The sequence below is a fragment of the Candidatus Poribacteria bacterium genome (assembly GCA_028820845.1).
Taxonomy (GTDB): domain Bacteria; phylum Poribacteria; class WGA-4E; order WGA-4E; family WGA-3G; genus WGA-3G.
The window spans coordinates 1-16,801 of record JAPPII010000071.1; the positions used below are offsets into that span (position 1 = coordinate 1).

Genomic DNA, 16,801 nt, shown 5'->3' on the forward strand with positions numbered 1-16,801 from the left:
GTGAAAATCCGTGTAACGTCGATAAAATCTTTCGACAGATTAAACAGTTCGGTCATCACGCACGGCAAGGCGGTGGTATCTGTGGGATTGAAATGGCACTCATGGACTTGGCTGGCAAGGCGTATGGCGTGCCGTGCTATCAACTCGCTGGTGGCAAATTCCGAGACAAAATCCGATGCTATAGCGATACGCCATCCCTCAGAGACCCCGAAGAGATGGGTAAGGTACTCCAAGAACGTATGGATAGAGGATTTACCTTTCTGAAGATGGACATCGGTGTTGGGTTGCTGCGTGGAACGCCCGGCACCATCTCTGCTCCCGCTGGGCATTTAGAAACCTCTAACCTAATGCACCCCTTTACCGGCATTCGTCTCACCGAAAAGGGTATCAGCATATTGTGTGAATATGTGGAAACGGTTCGGGATATTATCGGTTATGAGATTCCACTCTCGGTCGATCACTTTGGGCATATCGGTATTGAGGATTGTATCCGTATCGCGCGGGCATTGGAAAAATACAACCTCGCGTGGTTGGAGGATATGGTGCCGTGGCAGTATACCGACCAATATGTACGTCTCTCAAATTCATGTGCGACACCCATCTGCACGGGTGAGGACATTTACTGCAAAGAAGACTTCATGCCCCTGTTTGAGAGTCGTGGGATTGCGATAGCACACCCCGATATTGCGACATCCGGTGGGATTTTAGAAACAAAGAAAATCGGTGATCTGGCGGAGGAACACGGCATTGCGATGGCACTCCACATGGCGGGTACACCTATCGCTGCGATGGCGAGCGTCCACTGCGCCGCAGCGACATCGAACTTTTTGGTGTTAGAAAACCATTCTGTTGACAATCCGTGGTGGGATGAGATGGTGACGGGTTTACCGAATCCGATTATCCAAGATGGTTATATTAATGTTCCCGAAACTCCGGGGTTAGGTATAGACCTTAACGAGGAGGTTATCCGAGAGCATCTCCATCGGGATGAGACAGACTACTTCGCGCCGACGACAGAGTGGGATTCCGAACGTTCGCACGATAGGCTGTGGAGTTAGGCGTTTTATGCGTTTTACTCGGAAGCATTGAGTTCCTGAAGGTGTTGCGCGATGTTGGTTTTAATATCGTCATGTTTTTGCTGTTCAGCCAGTTTTAACGCGATCTGCAAATCAGCACCCGCCGCCTCACTCTGATCGAGCGTAAGTTTCGTTAAACCACGATTATAGTAAGCTGCAACAAATTTTGGCTTCAGGCGAATGGCTTCGTCAAAATCTGCGATAGCAGCCTCGTATTGGGCAACGGACGTCTTTGCGGTTCCGCGATTGTAGTAAGCTTCGGCGAAATTAGGGTTCAAGCGAAGTGTCATATCGTAGGCAGAAATGGCTTTCTTGTGCGATCTGACTTCTGAAAAAAGTCCACCAATACAGAAAAACGCATGGATAGCTATCTCTGTTTCAGTCCATATTGTAACGGTGGATTTCTTATTTGGCGAGGCAGCTTTGACAGGGGGATCTTCCTTCAGTTCTGGAAATATGTCCGTCAATTTTGGAAAGTGTTCATCTTCATATCTTTGAATAAGTCCGCCAATGAATGCCATTGATGATGACAGGGGATGACTTTCGTCTTCACCTATTCCATGGATTAAATCCTCTAATATTTTTGACAGTTGTTTATAGTCGTTTTTTGTTACAATGGCACAGTCCAGGTCTGGGTTGCACTCCACAATATTGGTTAACAGATTCAAGACCTCTGCAAGCCATTGTGCAGCACTTTCTGGATAAGGCTCAGCCTCAACAGTTTGCTGGTGTAGAGGTTGCTGAAGTACCGGAGCCTCCTGCTTTTGAAGTTCAGGTGTGCTCAATCTAACTGATATTGAGGGTGCTAACAGGGGTGGAACATTCTGGGCAGTTTGTGTGTCGGTTAACATCGTTTTTTATCTCCGCTTGTTCGATTTATCATATTCTGCGTGTGTTTCTACCTTCTCAATGATAACCCTTTGAAACTCGTATTGTACAATGGCAGTAAGACGCGCTTTATTTCCACCAATGTTGAAAACTGTGTATTTTGTTTCTCGGTTGCTGTAAGGAACCCGTCTCCCAGAATAAATTGAATGTTCCTTTCTAATATCCGCGTGTAGAAACGTTTGGCGCATCTCAACAATTGAACGGAAACTGCCTTGTGCCATCAGCCGAAACCAGTGTTCGAGTCCTGATCTAGCATTCGGATGTCTCTGAGCAAATTCCGTTAGTTTTCGTCCGTAAACAATTTTCATTGGCTAGATATTTCAATAGGACCTGCTATTATCATTGGTGTATGCTTCACTCTTTTGCTCAGCAGCGCGGGAATTTTCATCACAACGCTATCTATTATACCGTATTGACATTGAGATAGCAATGTTGATTTACTGCCCAAACTGATTCGCCACAGCCACCAAATCCAAGACATTGACAACTCCATCGCCATTGACATCAGGAGTATCTTTTCCAAACCCAGTAGCAACCGTCCTACGGAATCACAGCAACATAAACCTGTGAATGCCCCGAAACATCCGAGGTATACACAACCGCCGACTCATCAGGACTAAATGAGGGATGTGGGTGCGTCCACTGCGGTCCATAGACAGTGTCCACCTTCATCTCCATCCAACTGAGTGCCTTCTCTCTGTCGCCTGTTTGCTGTGCGGCTGCCCAGTCTTCTGCGAGGGCGTACCGATCGGTTTTCCACTGACTCCCACTGGACGAACTCTGCGGATAACAGATAGGCGTATGTTCACCCGTCTCCACATCAACAAGTCGCAGACCAATATCGGGGTGAACGGTATCACACAGGACCTTCGTTCCGGCGCGGTTACTGGCAATATGCCACGCGTTGAAATCGGCAATCGTCTGTATCTGTAGCGTTTCCAGAGACATCCGCCGAAGCGCGTAGGGCCAATGCGTCACAATCAATTCGTCCAGCGAACCAAGGAAGGTCTCGTGCACAAGAAACTCGTTGTTATCGTGTTGATAGAGGCTTAGGTTTTCCGTGCCGTCCCGTTTGATAGTCCACATCCGCGGTGCCGGATCGCCAGAATAGGCAATGAGGTCGGGGTGTTTCGGGTGAAACTGCGGGTGGATAATCGTCTGGTCGGGGGAGGTATAGATGACCTCACCATCGCTGCCATCAGTAGCCGTAACAGTAATGTGCGATTTGTCGTCGCGTTTCATGGCTGTTACGATAAACCGTTCATCCGCACTGACACTACATTCACCGAGACTTCCATTCGGAAATTCTGCAAGCACGCGTTCCTCAAGTGTATCAAGATGGATTGCCTTTATAGCATCCGCTTGTGTATAAAAGAGTTCCGTGCCATCTTTGGAGATCACACCGGAATAGCCGTGGATGTCGTCAGCATCCGTTAGCTGCACAATATCGCCGTTGGGGAATTCCAACTTGAAAAAATTCGGCTTTCCTGAACGGTAGGAGGTAAAGATAAGGTGTTCTTGGTTGGGGGTGAACGAAGATGTCAGGAAGTAGAGGTTATGGTTGATGGAGGTATCGTTTGTGAGTTGATAGATATGCGTGCCCGTTTGGTCGTCTTGAAATTCGCGTAGTTCGGAAGGGTGAACGGACGCTTTCGCGTATTTTGCCATAGTTTACTCCTCGTGCGTTTGTTTATAAAATGAATTCTATAGATTGAATAGATAATCCAGCAGCTGCGCTCCCTCTCGGAAGTCAGGAATAATAATATCCGCACCGGCACTGATGAGGCGTTCCCGTTTATCAGCATTCATATTGTACATATTGTCCTCAATGGATGCTACACCGACAGCGATTGCGCCTACCTCTTTGGCATTTTCGATCTCTACGTAGCCGTCTCCGACGATGAGCAATTCGCTTCCGCTGAGTTCAAAATCTGTGATAATTTTTTGGATGACCATGGCTTTGGAAAACTTCTTATATTCCCGCAAGGCACCGAAAATCCCACCGTCAAAGTATTCTGCAACACCGAGGAGTGTCGCCTCATTTTTGACGAATTCGACATCTGTTCCGCTGGCGAGATAGCAGCTGATCCCCATTTCACGGAGGCTTTGAAGAAATTCGAGGGACCTCGGCACGCGAAGGGGATCAGCAGACAGTGTGCCTGCTGCGAGTCCAGCAATGCGTTCCTCAACGACGGGCAGCAATCGGCGGTTGTACTCGTCTTTGTAAGCGATGGGTTCCTTCGGTGTTCCGCCGCGTTTCTCAATCTCTTCAGTTAACTGAATCATCTGATAGATGGTCTGTTTGCCGGTCAGTCTATCCACAAATTCAACGACGAGTGCCTCCAGTTCTTCTTGTGTTTCGGTGGTGTCCGTTTCGGTTTGGAGGCATTCAATCATCAATGGGACCATTACATTCTGCCAACCGTCTCGAATTAGCGAGATTGTGCCATCGAAATCGAAAACGACATGACGAATATTCCCTGTTTGAATCTCACGGTGAATCTCAATTGCGGTGTTTTCTAAGTTGTTCATAACGAATTTTGACTTGCAAGTTATACCAAGTGATCTCAGAATAAAAAGGCGTTGATTTCCCTTCTTTTTCCTGATAGTATAATAGGGCTTAGAGAGTTAAGCAAGTGTTTTTATTGATAACCGACAACTGACAACTACCGATACATGAACGAAAAAGAGATTCTTAAAAAAATCCAGCACATCGAAATATTTACCAATCGCCTCGTCAACACCGTCTTCGCGGGGGAGTATGAGAGTGTCTTCAAAGGACAAGGGATTACCTTCGACGAGGTCCGTGAATATCAAGTGGGAGACGAGATTCGTGCGATTGATTGGAATGTAACCGCACGCATGGGGCAGGCTTACATCAAACAGTATGTAGAGGAACGTGAACTCGTCATGATGTTGGTTGTGGATATGAGTGCCTCGACGGGTTTCGGGAGTATCGCTGAGACGAAAGCGGAAATTGCTGCTGAAATTGCGGCACTCCTTGCTTTTTCCGCTATCAAGAATAACGATAAAGTTGGACTCATCTGTTTCACGGATACCGTTGAACACTTCGTTGCGCCGCGGAAGGGGAGAAGACACGTCTTACGCGTCGTTCGGGATATACTTCGTTTTCAGCCGAAGCAACCGCGTACAAGTATTGAAACGGCGTTGGCGTTCGTCGATCGCGTGCTCAAGCCCCACAGCGTTGTGTTTCTCATTTCTGATTTTAAGGATACAGGATATGAAAAGCAGTTGCGTTTGAGCAGTAAACGGCATTCACTTATTGCGATTGCCTTACAGGACAGACGCGAGGTGGAATTGCCAAACATTGGACTCATAGAACTGGCGGATGCTGAGACCGGAGAGACGGTCGTTATTGATACGCGTTCCGAGACAGCGCGACAGTCGTATCAAGAGCTTAATCAACGTGCCGATGCTGAACGTAGACAGATTTTCCGAGCAAGCCAAATTGATTCTATTCACATCAGAACAGATGAATCCTATGTAAAGCCGCTTATCCGATTTTTCCGCCAACGTGCTGCTTGAGGCTAAGGCATGTAAGGTTATGAGTAAATTAGAGGTCCGGAATTTAACACAAAGCTTTGTTCAAAAAGATACCCGATTACAGGTATTGGATACCTTGAATTTCTCTGTTGATGAAGGGCAGTTTGTCGCTTTATTGGGTCCCTCGGGTTGTGGGAAAAGCACGCTTTTTAATATTATTTCTGGGCTACTTGTGCCGGACACTGGAGAAATTTACCTCAACGGCAAACGCATCTATGGCAATACCGGTGATTTTGCTTATATGCAACAAAAGGATCTTCTCTTACCGTGGCGAACTGTCCTGAGAAATGTCCTCATTGGTCCAGAGATTCACAACGAACTGCTTGACACCGCGCGGGAGGAAGCACAAAAGCGTTTGGCGCAACTCGGATTAAGCGGGTTTGAAAACAGTTATCCAATGCAGCTATCGGGTGGAATGCGGCAACGCGTCGCGCTCGTCCGGACGCTCCTTTTTCGGAAAAAGGTGCTGCTTTTAGATGAACCGTTCGGTGCGTTGGATGCAATGACACGGACTGTCATGCAATCCATCCTACTCGACATTTGGGCAGAAGACAGGCAGACCGTTTTGCTCATTACCCATGATATTGAGGAAGCACTGTTGCTTGCAGATAAAATTTACGTGCTAACTGCCCGACCCGCGACGCTCAAGGCAGAGGTGCCTGTCTCTCTATCGCGTCCAAGAGACATCACTGATACTGCTCTCATTCGCTTGAAAAGAGAACTTTTGTCTCTCCTACAGATCGAAATATCAGCCGTTTTCGATGCAGGCTAAGTCTATTTCTCTTCAGAATCCTTGGTCAATTCATGCCAAAATGAACGTGAGGAGCGATTCATATTGTCAAACATTTCGTAATTCCCCTTTTTACAAAACTCGTAGAGTGCTTTGGTCAACGGGATTTCAAATCCGGCTTTCTCTGCTGCTGCAAGAAAATACGGCAGTTCTGGATATTTCACAACGAGCGTCTTACCGGTTCCATCAACGATACGTTTGGCGATTCTGTCAAACTGTCCACGCCATCCATCACCCATTCCGACGACCTTTCGGATTGCCTCTGGGTCTACACCGGCACAGACCCCATAAGCCATCGCCTCCATAAATGCTGCATCACCGAGTCCCATCGCCAGTTGATTCACACCCTTGACAATCTGACCGGAACCACTCGGACCGCAATACACTACGTATTTCGGTTCACCGATGATTTCCAAGATTGGACGATGCTTTTCAACGACCGCTGCATCACCACCAACGAAGATCCGAAGTGTTCCTGTTTCGGATCCGTTGGATCCACCACTTACCGGTGCGTCTATCAGGGTCGCGCCTTTTTCGGTGAGTGCCGTTGCGATCTTCCGTGTCTGTTCTAATTCTGTCGTGCCTAAGTCGATAAAAACGTGACCGTCGCGGGCATTGGGAATGAGGTGTTGTTCAGCGACGCTGCAAAAAACAGCGGAGGAACACAAACTGGTCATGATGACATCGCTGTTTTTGACGACTTCATTGCTATCTTTTCCAGCAGTCGCGCCTGTTGCAGCGAGTGCCTTGCATTTTGTGGGGTCGATGTCATATCCCATGAGCGGATGCCCGGCATTATGGAGATTTTTCGCCATCCGCCCGCCCATGTTTCCAAGTCCAATAAAACCGATTGTGGGGAGTTGTTGAGTGTTCATAATTTTCCTATACTTTGGTTTCTGAGAGTGCCGTTTTCGTCTTGTGATGTGAGGCGTGGATAAAAGTGTAGCATGTTTGAAAAGAAGCATCAAGAGGAATAGAGGCACGCCGAATCTACTTATATCTATAAAGTCCATTTTTCCTTGACCTTTTTTGTTTTCTCTGATATACTGCGAATGCTGGATTACGGTATCACTGGATTGGGCGCGTTTCGCTTCGGCTTCATAATAGAGCCATTGAGGGGAATCGCGCCCTTAAACCACAATTTGTCTTAATTTCCTTAGACTACTTTTCCAATGTAATGGACCCGAATAAAGGAGTTTCCAAAAAATGATACACCTAATTAGATACGCCTTGATTTTGGCGTTACTTGTTTTTGGGGCGTATAATGTGCATGCGGAAATTTTGTTGCAGGAAGATTTTGAGGGCGATTTGGACTTAACGACGAAATGGCAGACGGGGCACCCCAAATTTGTCTACCCGAAAGACGGTATCCTCTATTTGAATCAAGGGAAATCCGGTGGAGACTATGTGAGTCTGCGGTCTGTTCAACACTTCAACGATATGGTTATCTATTACGAATGGTTCATCATCGAATGGAGTGGACAGGGAGACGGCGGCGGTGCGTTGCGGCAGACACCTGATGGTTCTTATTGGATGCGCTGGTGGGGACGCAACAGCGTTAAAGTGACAACAAACAAAGCTGGACCGGTTGCTGCTTGGCAACCTTTCCCAGCGAAGGGTGGACCCGCGTCGTCTAACTACGATGCAGCATCTGAACATTTCATACTCAAAGCGGCACTGATGACGGACGAAAAGCGGGTGACCATTCATATATGGGACATCACTGATAAAAAGAAGAAGGTCCAGGTCGCTGAGTGGGAAATCAAGGACGATACTTACAAGTCCGGAAACATTAGTTTCGACTGCTGGAAATTCGGTATTTATGGTGTTGATAATGTTGTCGTTGCAACACCTGAGCACGAAGAGGAGATCTTCGCCGATAATTTTGATCCACAAAAGCTTGCTGTTGAACCTGAAGGAAAACTCGCGACAAGGTGGGGAGACCTGAAATCGAAGGTCCGATAAACTGAGAGGAATTGAGCCATGACAAGATGTGCGCTTATCAGCGGTAGAGGTATGGGGTTGATGCACGGTGGGAACTTCCACAACCATCCGGACGCGGAAGTCGTCGCGGTATGCGATATGGACCCGGAACTCCTCGCGAAAGCAGAAGAACAATTTGGTGTGCCGGGATATTACTCGATTGAGGAACTCTTAGCGGATTGCGATGCCGAACTCGTGCTTCTCATTGTCAATGAGACCCGTCGTATTCCCCCGCTTCGGCAATTGCTCGAAGCCGGACGCAATGTATTTACAGAGAAACCGCTCTGTGGATTAGAAGGACAGCATCGCGTACGGGAACCCGATCTTGCTATTGCAGCACCCGCTATATCAACATGGCGCGATTCTGGACTGAAGTTCGGCATTGATTTCAACTACCGATTTATGCACCATTTCCGAAAACTTCACGATGACGTTGCAGAAGGTCGGTTGGGTGAAATTCGGATGGTACACGCCCGGGCGCACTTCAACTGCTGGTCACACGTTATCGACCAAATCCTCTGGACGATGGGCACACCGGAGTGGGTAAGTACTATCGGGGATCCGAAGCAAGACCGCGACTGGGAACGACTGATTCATATCGGTTGGGAAAACGGGGTCATCGGATCCCTGAGCGGCACGAACCTGTGGGGTTACGATGATCATCCGCTTCGGGTGAAAGTCCTTGGCGAAACCTCTTACGCCGAAGCACGCGGTTTAGAGGGTTGGTACTGCCGACGAAAAGCGAATAGTTCAGAACACGAGGAACTCTGGGAAGCCGAAGCCGGAAGTCCAGAGATGCCGGAGTCTTTTAAGCGGATGGCTGACGGTGTGGTCAAAGCGATGCACGCCGACACATCTTTTCCCGCCGACGGTGAAGCCGCGTGGAATGAACTGTTGTTTGAAGCAGCGGTACATCGCTCCGCCTTGCAAAATGGTGCGCGGGTGTTCCTCGCAGATGTGGAAAGCGCAGCGTTTGTCTAACCGAATGTGTAATGGACGCTATTCTTGTAGGGGCAGGTCTTGTGCCTGCCCTTTGTGTTGACATTTTTGTAGGGCAGGTCTTGTGCCTGCCCCTAACCTACCCGTTTAGGCACCACCCCTGACAGCAATCTTAATCGTATCTTTGCCATCTAAGTGATAGTTTTCATGAAGCGCATCAAAACCTTTGGACACATCTTCTAATGGAAGAATGTGGCTGACAAACCCGCCAAAAAGCGAGGCGTGCTTCTCAAGCATTGGGATGGCGCGGAGGAAATGCTTTCTCTCGAACCCCCATCCGGCTTCCAATCGCAGGTTTTTACGCATTAACATCTGGTTCGGATTGCAGTCAAAAGTGCCGACATCTACGAAATGTCCATAGACAACGTAAGTTCCGCTGTACCTGATGTAGTCTAAACCTTCGGGGATAGCGGCGGGAAAGCCGGTGCATTCGTAGACGACATCGGCACCTTCGCCTTGCGACGTATTTTCGCGGACAATTTTTTTCCGTTCTTCCGGGTCTGACACTTCGGCGATGTCAATGGTAAGGTCTGCCCCCAGTCTTTTTGCCATTTCAAGTCTTCCTGGAGGTCCACCAACAGCGATAAGCCTACCTGCGCCAGAAACTCTTGCCCAATTGAGGGCAAGCAGACCGATCGGACCCGTACCTTGAATCACCACTGTATCCCCAAATTCGATCCGTCCACGAGAGACACAGTGTGCCGCACAAGAAGCCGGTTCAGCGAGAACAGCGATTTCTGGGGGTAGATCGGTTCTAAGGAACATATTTGTGTCTGGATTTGAAAGATAGATGTACTCACTGAATCCACCGCGCAGATATGGTGCTTCTTCCGATGGAGAGAAACCGAGTCCGCCACTCGGTGAGAGCGCGATTCTGTCCCCTTCTTTAACCGGGTTCCCAAGGTAGTCTGTTTCGACACCTTCCCCGAGCGTCTCAATCACACCGACATTCTCATGCCCGAGGATAATATCGTGTTTGATATGTCCGAATTCCCAGTTGTGGAGATCGGTGCCACAAATACCACCTAACTCTTGACGGACCAAGACTGTCCCGGGCGCGGGATCGACTATCGGATATTCTCGGACTTCAAAATTTTTGCCACTCATCACGGTGGCGCGTGCGGTTCTGGTGGTTTCCATTGTAAAACTCCTTTATATTTTGACGACTATTTTGCCGAGTTTCTCACCTGTGAAAAGTGCCATAAACGCCTTTGGTGCATTCTCTAAACCTTCTACGATTGTCTCTTCCCACTGTATTTTATCTTCCGCTATCCACTGCCGCATGTCGCGGTAAAATTCAGCGTTGCGTTCCATGAAGTCAGTGACGATAAACCCTTGTAGTCTAATCCGTTTACCGATAGCGGAACTGAGATTGGTCGGACCCGGTGTCGGTTCAATATCGTTATATTGGGAGATCATCCCACACAGCGGAATACGTCCATGCATATTCATCACTGCAAGTGCGGCTTGGAGATGTCTGCCACCGACATTCTCAAAGTATACATCAAGCCCATCTGGGCAGTGTTTCCTGAGTTCGGCTTCCAAATCATCAACATTTTTGTAGTTAAAAGCGGCATCAACGCCTGCTGTCTCCAATAGCCATGCGACTTTCTGGTCAGAGCCAGCACTTGCGACGACTCGGCAGCCTTTAATTTTAGCGATTTGGCAGACGATGGAACCGACGGCACCTGCTGCTGCAGATACAAACACTGTTTCTCCTGCTTTGGGCTGCCCAATCTCCAGAAATCCGAAATAGGCGGTGCGTCCGGGCATACCGACTGCACCTAAAAATGACTGCAGCGGAGCGATTGACAGATCGACAGCAGTTAGGCTTTCTGCTGATGCAACGTAATGATCACGCCACCCTAACATGCCTGTCACATAGTCTCCGACTTGAAACGCATCGCTGTTGGATTGCAGAATCTGACCGGCACATCTGCCTTCCAGGGGTTTGCCGAGTTCAACCCCGCGCATGGCACCGCGCATATATGGGTCTACGGATGTGTAAAGGTTTTGGACTAATACCTCTCCTGCCGCGGGTTCAGGCAGGGATGTCTCCACGAGTTCAAAATCACTTTCCTTTGGCATCCCAACAATCCTGTTCTTAAGACGAATTTGCCGACTTACAACATTCGACATCTTTTCTCCTCTCGATTGGTAACTTGATTTGTCTGATTTGGTATTAATCTAATGATAGCATATTTAAGAAAAAAGTCAAGGTGGGAGGCACTTACCCTCCCAAAATTTGTTTGACTTTTATTTGCAAATGTGGTTTGATTATAGTGAATTATCAAAATGTATAGACAACTCCCCGAACTACTGACCTGAGAACCTACCTTCAATCTAAGGAAAAAAATGAACGATCTCCCCAGCGAGTTTATGAGAACTGATTTTGGGCATGAAGTATACGATGGATGGTACCTTGAACATGCGGGACACAATTTTGAGGCACCAGAATTTATAAAAAAGCATATTCCGTTCTATGAACAGGCACTCCAGTTATCTAAAAATGACAAAATATTAGAGGCAGGCTGCGGAATCGGAAGTTATTCGCGTGAATTTGTCCGGCGCGGCTACCCTGTTGTTGGCATGGACATGTCGCCCAACTTTCTTGCTGAAGCCAAAAGAATTACACAACTCGAAAATTTAGAGATTGAATATGTTTTGGGTGACTACAATGAAATGCGTTTTGAAGAGGCGTTTTCTGTTATTTTCTTTGAAGGCTCGTTTTTCTATAACTCCAGGGAGAGGTTGGTATTGCTCCTAAAACGGATCTATAAAGCACTCACACCTAACGGCAGGCTTTACTTTGTGCATTCAAATCCATCAATGCGAAAGAAGCGATCTCCAATGGAGGATCGGAGTGAGCTTGAGAAAAACGTGTTTGTCCTACAAAAGACAGAATGGGACGAAGATAACGAAGGCGAAAGATGCACTTGGCTGAAAATAGACTTAGGGACGCAGAAACATTACAGATGTGACTTTTTTAATCAGCACCTCCGACCAAACGAAATCAAGAACTGTCTTGCAGGGACGGGATTTACGGATGTCCATTTCTACAAGAAGCGTAGACTCGAAGACTTCCATCCAAAAGACGATGGGTTTTCTGTTGTCGCTAAAAAGTGATAGAACAATTGGGGACAAATATGAAAGTCGAAAAACCGAAAGAGAAATACGATCAATTAATTATTGACGGTTATTGTGTGATTGAGAACGTTTTGAAGGAAGAAATGCTTGCGCGGCTCCGGACGGTGACCGACGAATTGATTGACGCGCAGACAGAAGATGCGCGCGCAGCCCATCGTTCCTCTGGCAGTATGATTAGCGTCTATATGCACCCGTTGTTCGCCGAATTGGTTGCTTATCCACGGGCGTTGCAGGCTCTTGAGGCTTTGGGTTTCTTGAGACCGAAATTCTCATCGGGATACGTCATCAGCAAACCTCCGCAAAGTCCACCGCTATTTTGGCATCAGGATTGGTGGGGGTGGGACGATCCGTGCAGCTATACAGCACTGCCACAACAGTTGTTTCTCATGTACTATCTGGTTGACACAACACCCGACAACGGTTGTCTCCGTGTGATTGGTGGTTCGCACCTCAATCGTCATCCGCTGCACGATATACTCCCCAATGCGCACGGTGAGGCACTGCAGCGCGTGGAAGATGCCGCTCATCCGGCATATCAACAGTTTCCTGGTGAAATTGACATACCTGTGAAAGCAGGGGATTTGGTTATCGGTGATTCTCGACTCCTACACGCTTCGCACGGTAATCAATCAGATGAACGTCGGACGGTGATTACGCTCTGGTATCATCCATTTTTTGCGCTGTTGCCGGCAAGTATGCAAGCACATATCGGCAGACTTCGGCAAAGTTTCGCGTGGTCGGAGGCGGAGTGGGAACGAATCGCCGAACTCGCGCCGATCTGTGATGGCGATGTTGAACCCTTAAAATGGAATCGGAATCCGGGACCTGCATTGAAGTAGTTGAGTTTTGATAGAGACAGAATTCAATTTGAAAAAAGGCTATTTCATGATACACTATACAGTATGTAGGATTTAAGCGCATAATTGTAATGCCTGAACGAAAGGAAGTTTTCCATGCCACAGCCCCCGATTTTTCATTCCTATGCGTTTGGTCAGAAAGAACGAAAAACGTTGGATAGCGATGGTCATTTCGTTCTCCCCGGCTTGCTCACGCCAGATGCACAAGAGAAGTTGACGAACTCACTCTCCCATATCCATGAACTCTCTCGTACGTCGAAAGAAGGACATGAACCCAACCGATTTTCTGCAGAATATGACGATTATCTCGAAAGCCTGATTGCACACCCGCAGATGATTGAACTTGCACGGAAAGTTTTGGGTGAAGATATCCGATACGACCATTGTGTGAGCCTCAATAGACCCGGGGGCAATCGTGGTATTGGATGGCATAGTCACGGATACGCTGATGATAACCCAAGTTTGGGGTTCGTCCGTATCTTCTTCTACGTCAATGGATTTGAACCCGACGATGGTGGGTTAAAGGCTGTTCCTGGAAGCCATCTCTATCGGGATGCAAGGATCCATGCTCCAACAGACGAGGTGCTCCGCGAAGGTTGGCTCGCTGGCAGAAAGCATCCAGAGACTGCGGAACCGCTTGAAATCGAGGCGTTATCCGCACCCTCTGGCACAGTTGCGTTGATGTGGACACATGCCGCACATGCAGTAAGTCCACGAAAACCTGATAGTCATACTCGGTGGTGTATCGTCTACGCCTATCGGAACCCCGGTAGACCTTCCGGTGCCCGCTGGATTACCCCCGAATTTGAACGAAAACCTATTCCCGGCGCAGAAGGATTGATGTCTCTTTATTAGCAAGTCGCGAACCGCGAACAATAATCATGCCACAAAATAAACCCCACATTCTATTCCTCATCAACGATGAACATCGTCCTGATATTCAGCCAATCGAAGGAGACCCGGCAATCCGTATGCCGACGCTTTCTCGGTTTATGGAGGAAGGGACCTACTTCCGTAACGCTTACACACCTTCGCCAATTTGTGTGCCTGCCCGACAGAGTTTCCTTTCAGGACTTTATCCACGTAACTGCGGGAGTCTCAATTTCGGCGATCCGATGCCGACGGAAGTCCGAACGATTCCGGGGCAGCTGGGAAACTATGGATATTACACCTGTTGTGCTGGTAAGATGCACTTCGTCGGAACGGATGTGATGCACGGCTGGCGCGAACGCGTCGGACGCGATATCATTGGTAATAACGGGTATCCGTATCCGGCTGTTAAAGATGAACACCACGCACAGATTGAACCGGAACCAGGGACGGGTATGAAGCAAAACAAGGTGATTCAAGAGATCCGTGATGCCCAACCGGGTTTAGGACAGTGGATGATCCATGACCAATACAATGTGGACGGTGCGCTGCTATTTCTTGAGGAGTATTTCGTCAACGCCTCCTATGATCGTCCGAAAGCAAACCCGCTCTGTATGGCGGTAAGTCTCATAGCACCCCACTATCCGTATCAGTGTCCGATGGATCTATTTACCTACTACATGCAGCGCGTGGAGCCTATCGTTGAAGAGCCGAACGAACAATTTGAATGCGACGATTTTTTTAGGGTTAGGGTCGGCGAAGATGTAACCTATCGTCAGGCACACCGGGCGACCGCTGCCTACTACGGGATGATTGAGTGGATGGATGCCCAATTCAACCGCGTCATTGAGAAACTCGAACATCTGAACGTCTTGGACGATTTTATTATCGTTTTCCTCTCTGACCATGGTGAGATGCTTGGGACGAAAGGCGTATGGGAAAAACAGAGTTTCTTTGAGGCTTCGGCACGGGTGCCGCTCTCTATCTGGTACCCGAAGCGGTTTGGGCGAGAACCAAGAATCGTTGAGCAGAATGTCTCGTTAGTGGATCTGTTTCCGACCCTGTGTGAGTTGGCGGAGATCCCTGCCCCTGATCAACTTGATGGACAGTCGCTCGTGCCGCTGATTGAAGGAAATGCAACCGACTGGCACGATACTGTTTATAGTGAACTCTGGCGTGCCCAAAATGGACCCTCTGTTATGGTCAAAGAGGGCAGCCTAAAGTACTTCCGATTTGACAACAACAAAGGGTGGCCCGAACAGCTCTTTGATCTCTCCAAAGACCCAGATGAACGAAACAATCTGATTGATGTTCCTGCCTACGCCGATGCGCTTGCGAAGCTGCGTGCCAAAGCCGATGCCTTACCTGAACCACGCCGTAAAGATGAGAACAACAGGTTCATTGACCCGCATCGTCCGATTATATCAGAAAAATTAATTGTTCGCGAAAAAACTTGATAAAAATTAGCAGTTTTTTATTTTTATTACGACTTACGCATTAAGTTAGAGTTGTGTTATACTTTAGCCTTATGACGACCCTAAATGTTTCAGAAAAAAGACTCCCGTTATTATCGGATTATTGCCAGTTTCTCTTAGCCAGTTTTCACAACTTTACGCAGACGTATTTTGCGGAGCATACAGACCGATGGAGTCATGACCAACTCAATCGGTTGCTGCGTGAAGAACGTATCTCTGCGGGAGACCTCTGGCGCTCGGTGAAAAATGACATTGAGTTTGACCCCGATGGCTACCTGATCTTTGACGATACCGTTGTGGCAAAACCGTATGCCAAAGCGATTCAAAGCGTTCGTAGACAATGGAGCGGTTCAGAGAAGCGCGTCATTACAGGGATCGGTATCGTCACATGCCGCTATGTCAATCCAAAGACGCAGGCGTATTGGATCATTGATTATCGTATTTATGACAGTGACCGAGATGGTAAAACCAAACTTCAGCATCTTGTAGATATGTTGCGAAATGCCCCCTTCGTCAAACGTCTTGCGTTTCGGAGGGTGCTGATGGATACTTGGTATGCTTCAATGAAGGTCATGAAAGCGATTGAAGCACTTTCTAAGGTCTCCTATGCCCCTGTGAAACGCAGCCGGCTCGTCAGCACTTCAGTTGCCTCAGGCTACCAACGTGTAGAGGCGTTGACGTGGACGGCTTCGGAAGTGCCTACGGGCAAACTTGTGCATATCCGAAAGTTCCCGAAAGACCATCAAGTGAAGGTGTTCCGGATAGCGTCTGCCTCTGGACGCACGGCATATATTGTAACCAACGATTTATCTCAATGCGATGTTGAGGCGACGCACGAGACCTGTCGTCTCCCCTGGAAGATTGAGCAACTTCATCGGGAACTGAAGCAACCACAGGGATCGGTAAGTGTCAGTGTCGCAAGTATCGTGCCCAACGCAATCATATTGCCTATTGTTTCTGGGTCTAGGTGAGTTTGATGCGTGCCGCACGTGCAGCCGGTCAAACGATTTATCAACTCAAAGCAAGTTTACTCCAGGATTACATCCGACAACAACTGCAAAATCCTATTATTTCTATCAACATTGCGTAAGTCCTACTTATCAATCTTCCCGTCAAGACCCCATGCTTTAGCTTGGGGATGTAGATGGGCAA

At 48.1% G+C, this 16,801-nt stretch carries 17 protein-coding genes; 10 read left to right on the top strand and 7 right to left on the bottom strand.

Annotated elements, in window-relative coordinates; translation table 11 throughout:
* A partial coding sequence (locus OXN25_14355; protein MDE0426035.1) for a mandelate racemase/muconate lactonizing enzyme family protein occupies window positions 1-1,058 on the top strand: 1,058 nt, incomplete at its 5' end.
* Between the two features lie 14 nt (window positions 1,059-1,072).
* Here the strand turns inward: OXN25_14355 and OXN25_14360 are convergent.
* The 4 genes from OXN25_14360 to OXN25_14375 form a co-directional block, all read right to left on the bottom strand.
* Window positions 1,073-1,927, bottom strand: a complete 855-nt coding sequence (locus OXN25_14360; protein ID MDE0426036.1) for a tetratricopeptide repeat protein — start codon at window positions 1,925-1,927, stop codon at window positions 1,073-1,075.
* 6 nt (window positions 1,928-1,933) lie between these two features.
* Window positions 1,934-2,272: a type II toxin-antitoxin system HigB family toxin gene (locus OXN25_14365; protein MDE0426037.1), complete on the bottom strand. Its 339-nt coding sequence runs from the start codon at window positions 2,270-2,272 to the stop codon at window positions 1,934-1,936.
* Window positions 2,273-2,504: 232 nt separating this feature from the next.
* A complete protein-coding gene (locus tag OXN25_14370) occupies window positions 2,505-3,632 on the bottom strand; it encodes an oligogalacturonate lyase family protein (GenBank protein ID MDE0426038.1) in 1,128 nt (375 codons plus the stop codon).
* Between the two features lie 36 nt (window positions 3,633-3,668).
* Window positions 3,669-4,496 carry an HAD family hydrolase gene (locus tag OXN25_14375; protein MDE0426039.1) on the bottom strand — a complete coding sequence of 276 codons (828 nt, stop codon included), beginning with the start codon at window positions 4,494-4,496 and terminating at the stop codon, window positions 3,669-3,671.
* 144 nt (window positions 4,497-4,640) lie between these two features.
* Here OXN25_14375 and OXN25_14380 point away from each other — a divergent pair, with 144 nt between their 5' ends.
* Window positions 4,641-5,510 (top strand): DUF58 domain-containing protein, encoded by an 870-nt coding sequence (locus OXN25_14380; protein ID MDE0426040.1) that lies wholly within the window; start codon window positions 4,641-4,643, stop codon window positions 5,508-5,510.
* A gap of 19 nt (window positions 5,511-5,529) precedes the next feature.
* Window positions 5,530-6,300 (top strand): ABC transporter ATP-binding protein, encoded by a 771-nt coding sequence (locus tag OXN25_14385; GenBank protein MDE0426041.1) that lies wholly within the window; start codon window positions 5,530-5,532, stop codon window positions 6,298-6,300.
* 2 nt (window positions 6,301-6,302) lie between these two features.
* Here OXN25_14385 and OXN25_14390 read toward each other — a convergent pair whose 3' ends face one another.
* Entirely contained in the window at window positions 6,303-7,193 is an 891-nt protein-coding gene (locus OXN25_14390; protein MDE0426042.1) for an NAD(P)-dependent oxidoreductase, read from the bottom strand.
* 331 nt (window positions 7,194-7,524) lie between these two features.
* Between OXN25_14390 and OXN25_14395 the strand changes: the two genes are divergently transcribed.
* Together OXN25_14395 and OXN25_14400 are read left to right on the top strand one after the other, a co-directional pair.
* On the top strand, window positions 7,525-8,283 hold the full coding sequence (locus tag OXN25_14395; protein ID MDE0426043.1) for a hypothetical protein: 759 nt from the start codon (window positions 7,525-7,527) through the stop codon (window positions 8,281-8,283).
* A gap of 18 nt (window positions 8,284-8,301) precedes the next feature.
* Window positions 8,302-9,282, top strand: coding sequence for a Gfo/Idh/MocA family oxidoreductase (locus tag OXN25_14400; protein MDE0426044.1), 981 nt, complete (start codon window positions 8,302-8,304; stop codon window positions 9,280-9,282).
* Between the two features lie 105 nt (window positions 9,283-9,387).
* Here OXN25_14400 and OXN25_14405 read toward each other — a convergent pair whose 3' ends face one another.
* Both OXN25_14405 and OXN25_14410 read right to left on the bottom strand, forming a co-directional pair.
* The gene (locus OXN25_14405; protein ID MDE0426045.1) at window positions 9,388-10,440 is read right to left on the bottom strand and encodes a zinc-binding dehydrogenase; all 1,053 of its coding nucleotides are present in this window, start codon (window positions 10,438-10,440) and stop codon (window positions 9,388-9,390) included.
* 12 nt (window positions 10,441-10,452) lie between these two features.
* The gene (locus OXN25_14410; protein ID MDE0426046.1) at window positions 10,453-11,439 is read right to left on the bottom strand and encodes an NADP-dependent oxidoreductase; all 987 of its coding nucleotides are present in this window, start codon (window positions 11,437-11,439) and stop codon (window positions 10,453-10,455) included.
* Window positions 11,440-11,655: 216 nt separating this feature from the next.
* Here OXN25_14410 and OXN25_14415 point away from each other — a divergent pair, with 216 nt between their 5' ends.
* The 5 genes from OXN25_14415 (at window position 11,656) to OXN25_14435 (ending at window position 16,620) form a co-directional block, all read left to right on the top strand.
* The gene (locus tag OXN25_14415) at window positions 11,656-12,426 is read left to right on the top strand and encodes a class I SAM-dependent methyltransferase (GenBank protein ID MDE0426047.1); all 771 of its coding nucleotides are present in this window, start codon (window positions 11,656-11,658) and stop codon (window positions 12,424-12,426) included.
* A gap of 20 nt (window positions 12,427-12,446) precedes the next feature.
* A complete protein-coding gene (locus OXN25_14420; GenBank protein ID MDE0426048.1) occupies window positions 12,447-13,286 on the top strand; it encodes a phytanoyl-CoA dioxygenase family protein in 840 nt (279 codons plus the stop codon).
* Between the two features lie 114 nt (window positions 13,287-13,400).
* Entirely contained in the window at window positions 13,401-14,159 is a 759-nt protein-coding gene (locus OXN25_14425) for a phytanoyl-CoA dioxygenase family protein (protein MDE0426049.1), read from the top strand.
* Between the two features lie 26 nt (window positions 14,160-14,185).
* Entirely contained in the window at window positions 14,186-15,631 is a 1,446-nt protein-coding gene (locus tag OXN25_14430) for a sulfatase-like hydrolase/transferase (protein ID MDE0426050.1), read from the top strand.
* Window positions 15,632-15,702: 71 nt separating this feature from the next.
* Window positions 15,703-16,620, top strand: a complete 918-nt coding sequence (locus tag OXN25_14435; protein MDE0426051.1) for a transposase — start codon at window positions 15,703-15,705, stop codon at window positions 16,618-16,620.
* Window positions 16,621-16,801 lie beyond the last annotated feature (181 nt).

Coding starts and splice junctions, on each gene's coding strand:
- OXN25_14420 (MDE0426048.1), top strand. CDS start 12,447: ATGAAAGTCGAAAAACCGAAAGAGAAATACGATCAATTAATTATTGAC.
- OXN25_14430 (MDE0426050.1), top strand. CDS start 14,186: ATGCCACAAAATAAACCCCACATTCTATTCCTCATCAACGATGAACAT.
- OXN25_14410 (MDE0426046.1), bottom strand. CDS start 11,439: ATGTCGAATGTTGTAAGTCGGCAAATTCGTCTTAAGAACAGGATTGTT.
- OXN25_14385 (MDE0426041.1), top strand. CDS start 5,530: ATGAGTAAATTAGAGGTCCGGAATTTAACACAAAGCTTTGTTCAAAAA.
- OXN25_14400 (MDE0426044.1), top strand. CDS start 8,302: ATGACAAGATGTGCGCTTATCAGCGGTAGAGGTATGGGGTTGATGCAC.
- OXN25_14405 (MDE0426045.1), bottom strand. CDS start 10,440: ATGGAAACCACCAGAACCGCACGCGCCACCGTGATGAGTGGCAAAAAT.
- OXN25_14390 (MDE0426042.1), bottom strand. CDS start 7,193: ATGAACACTCAACAACTCCCCACAATCGGTTTTATTGGACTTGGAAAC.
- OXN25_14370 (MDE0426038.1), bottom strand. CDS start 3,632: ATGGCAAAATACGCGAAAGCGTCCGTTCACCCTTCCGAACTACGCGAA.
- OXN25_14395 (MDE0426043.1), top strand. CDS start 7,525: ATGATACACCTAATTAGATACGCCTTGATTTTGGCGTTACTTGTTTTT.
- OXN25_14415 (MDE0426047.1), top strand. CDS start 11,656: ATGAACGATCTCCCCAGCGAGTTTATGAGAACTGATTTTGGGCATGAA.
- OXN25_14365 (MDE0426037.1), bottom strand. CDS start 2,272: ATGAAAATTGTTTACGGACGAAAACTAACGGAATTTGCTCAGAGACAT.
- OXN25_14435 (MDE0426051.1), top strand. CDS start 15,703: ATGACGACCCTAAATGTTTCAGAAAAAAGACTCCCGTTATTATCGGAT.
- OXN25_14375 (MDE0426039.1), bottom strand. CDS start 4,496: ATGAACAACTTAGAAAACACCGCAATTGAGATTCACCGTGAGATTCAA.
- OXN25_14425 (MDE0426049.1), top strand. CDS start 13,401: ATGCCACAGCCCCCGATTTTTCATTCCTATGCGTTTGGTCAGAAAGAA.
- OXN25_14360 (MDE0426036.1), bottom strand. CDS start 1,927: ATGTTAACCGACACACAAACTGCCCAGAATGTTCCACCCCTGTTAGCA.
- OXN25_14380 (MDE0426040.1), top strand. CDS start 4,641: ATGAACGAAAAAGAGATTCTTAAAAAAATCCAGCACATCGAAATATTT.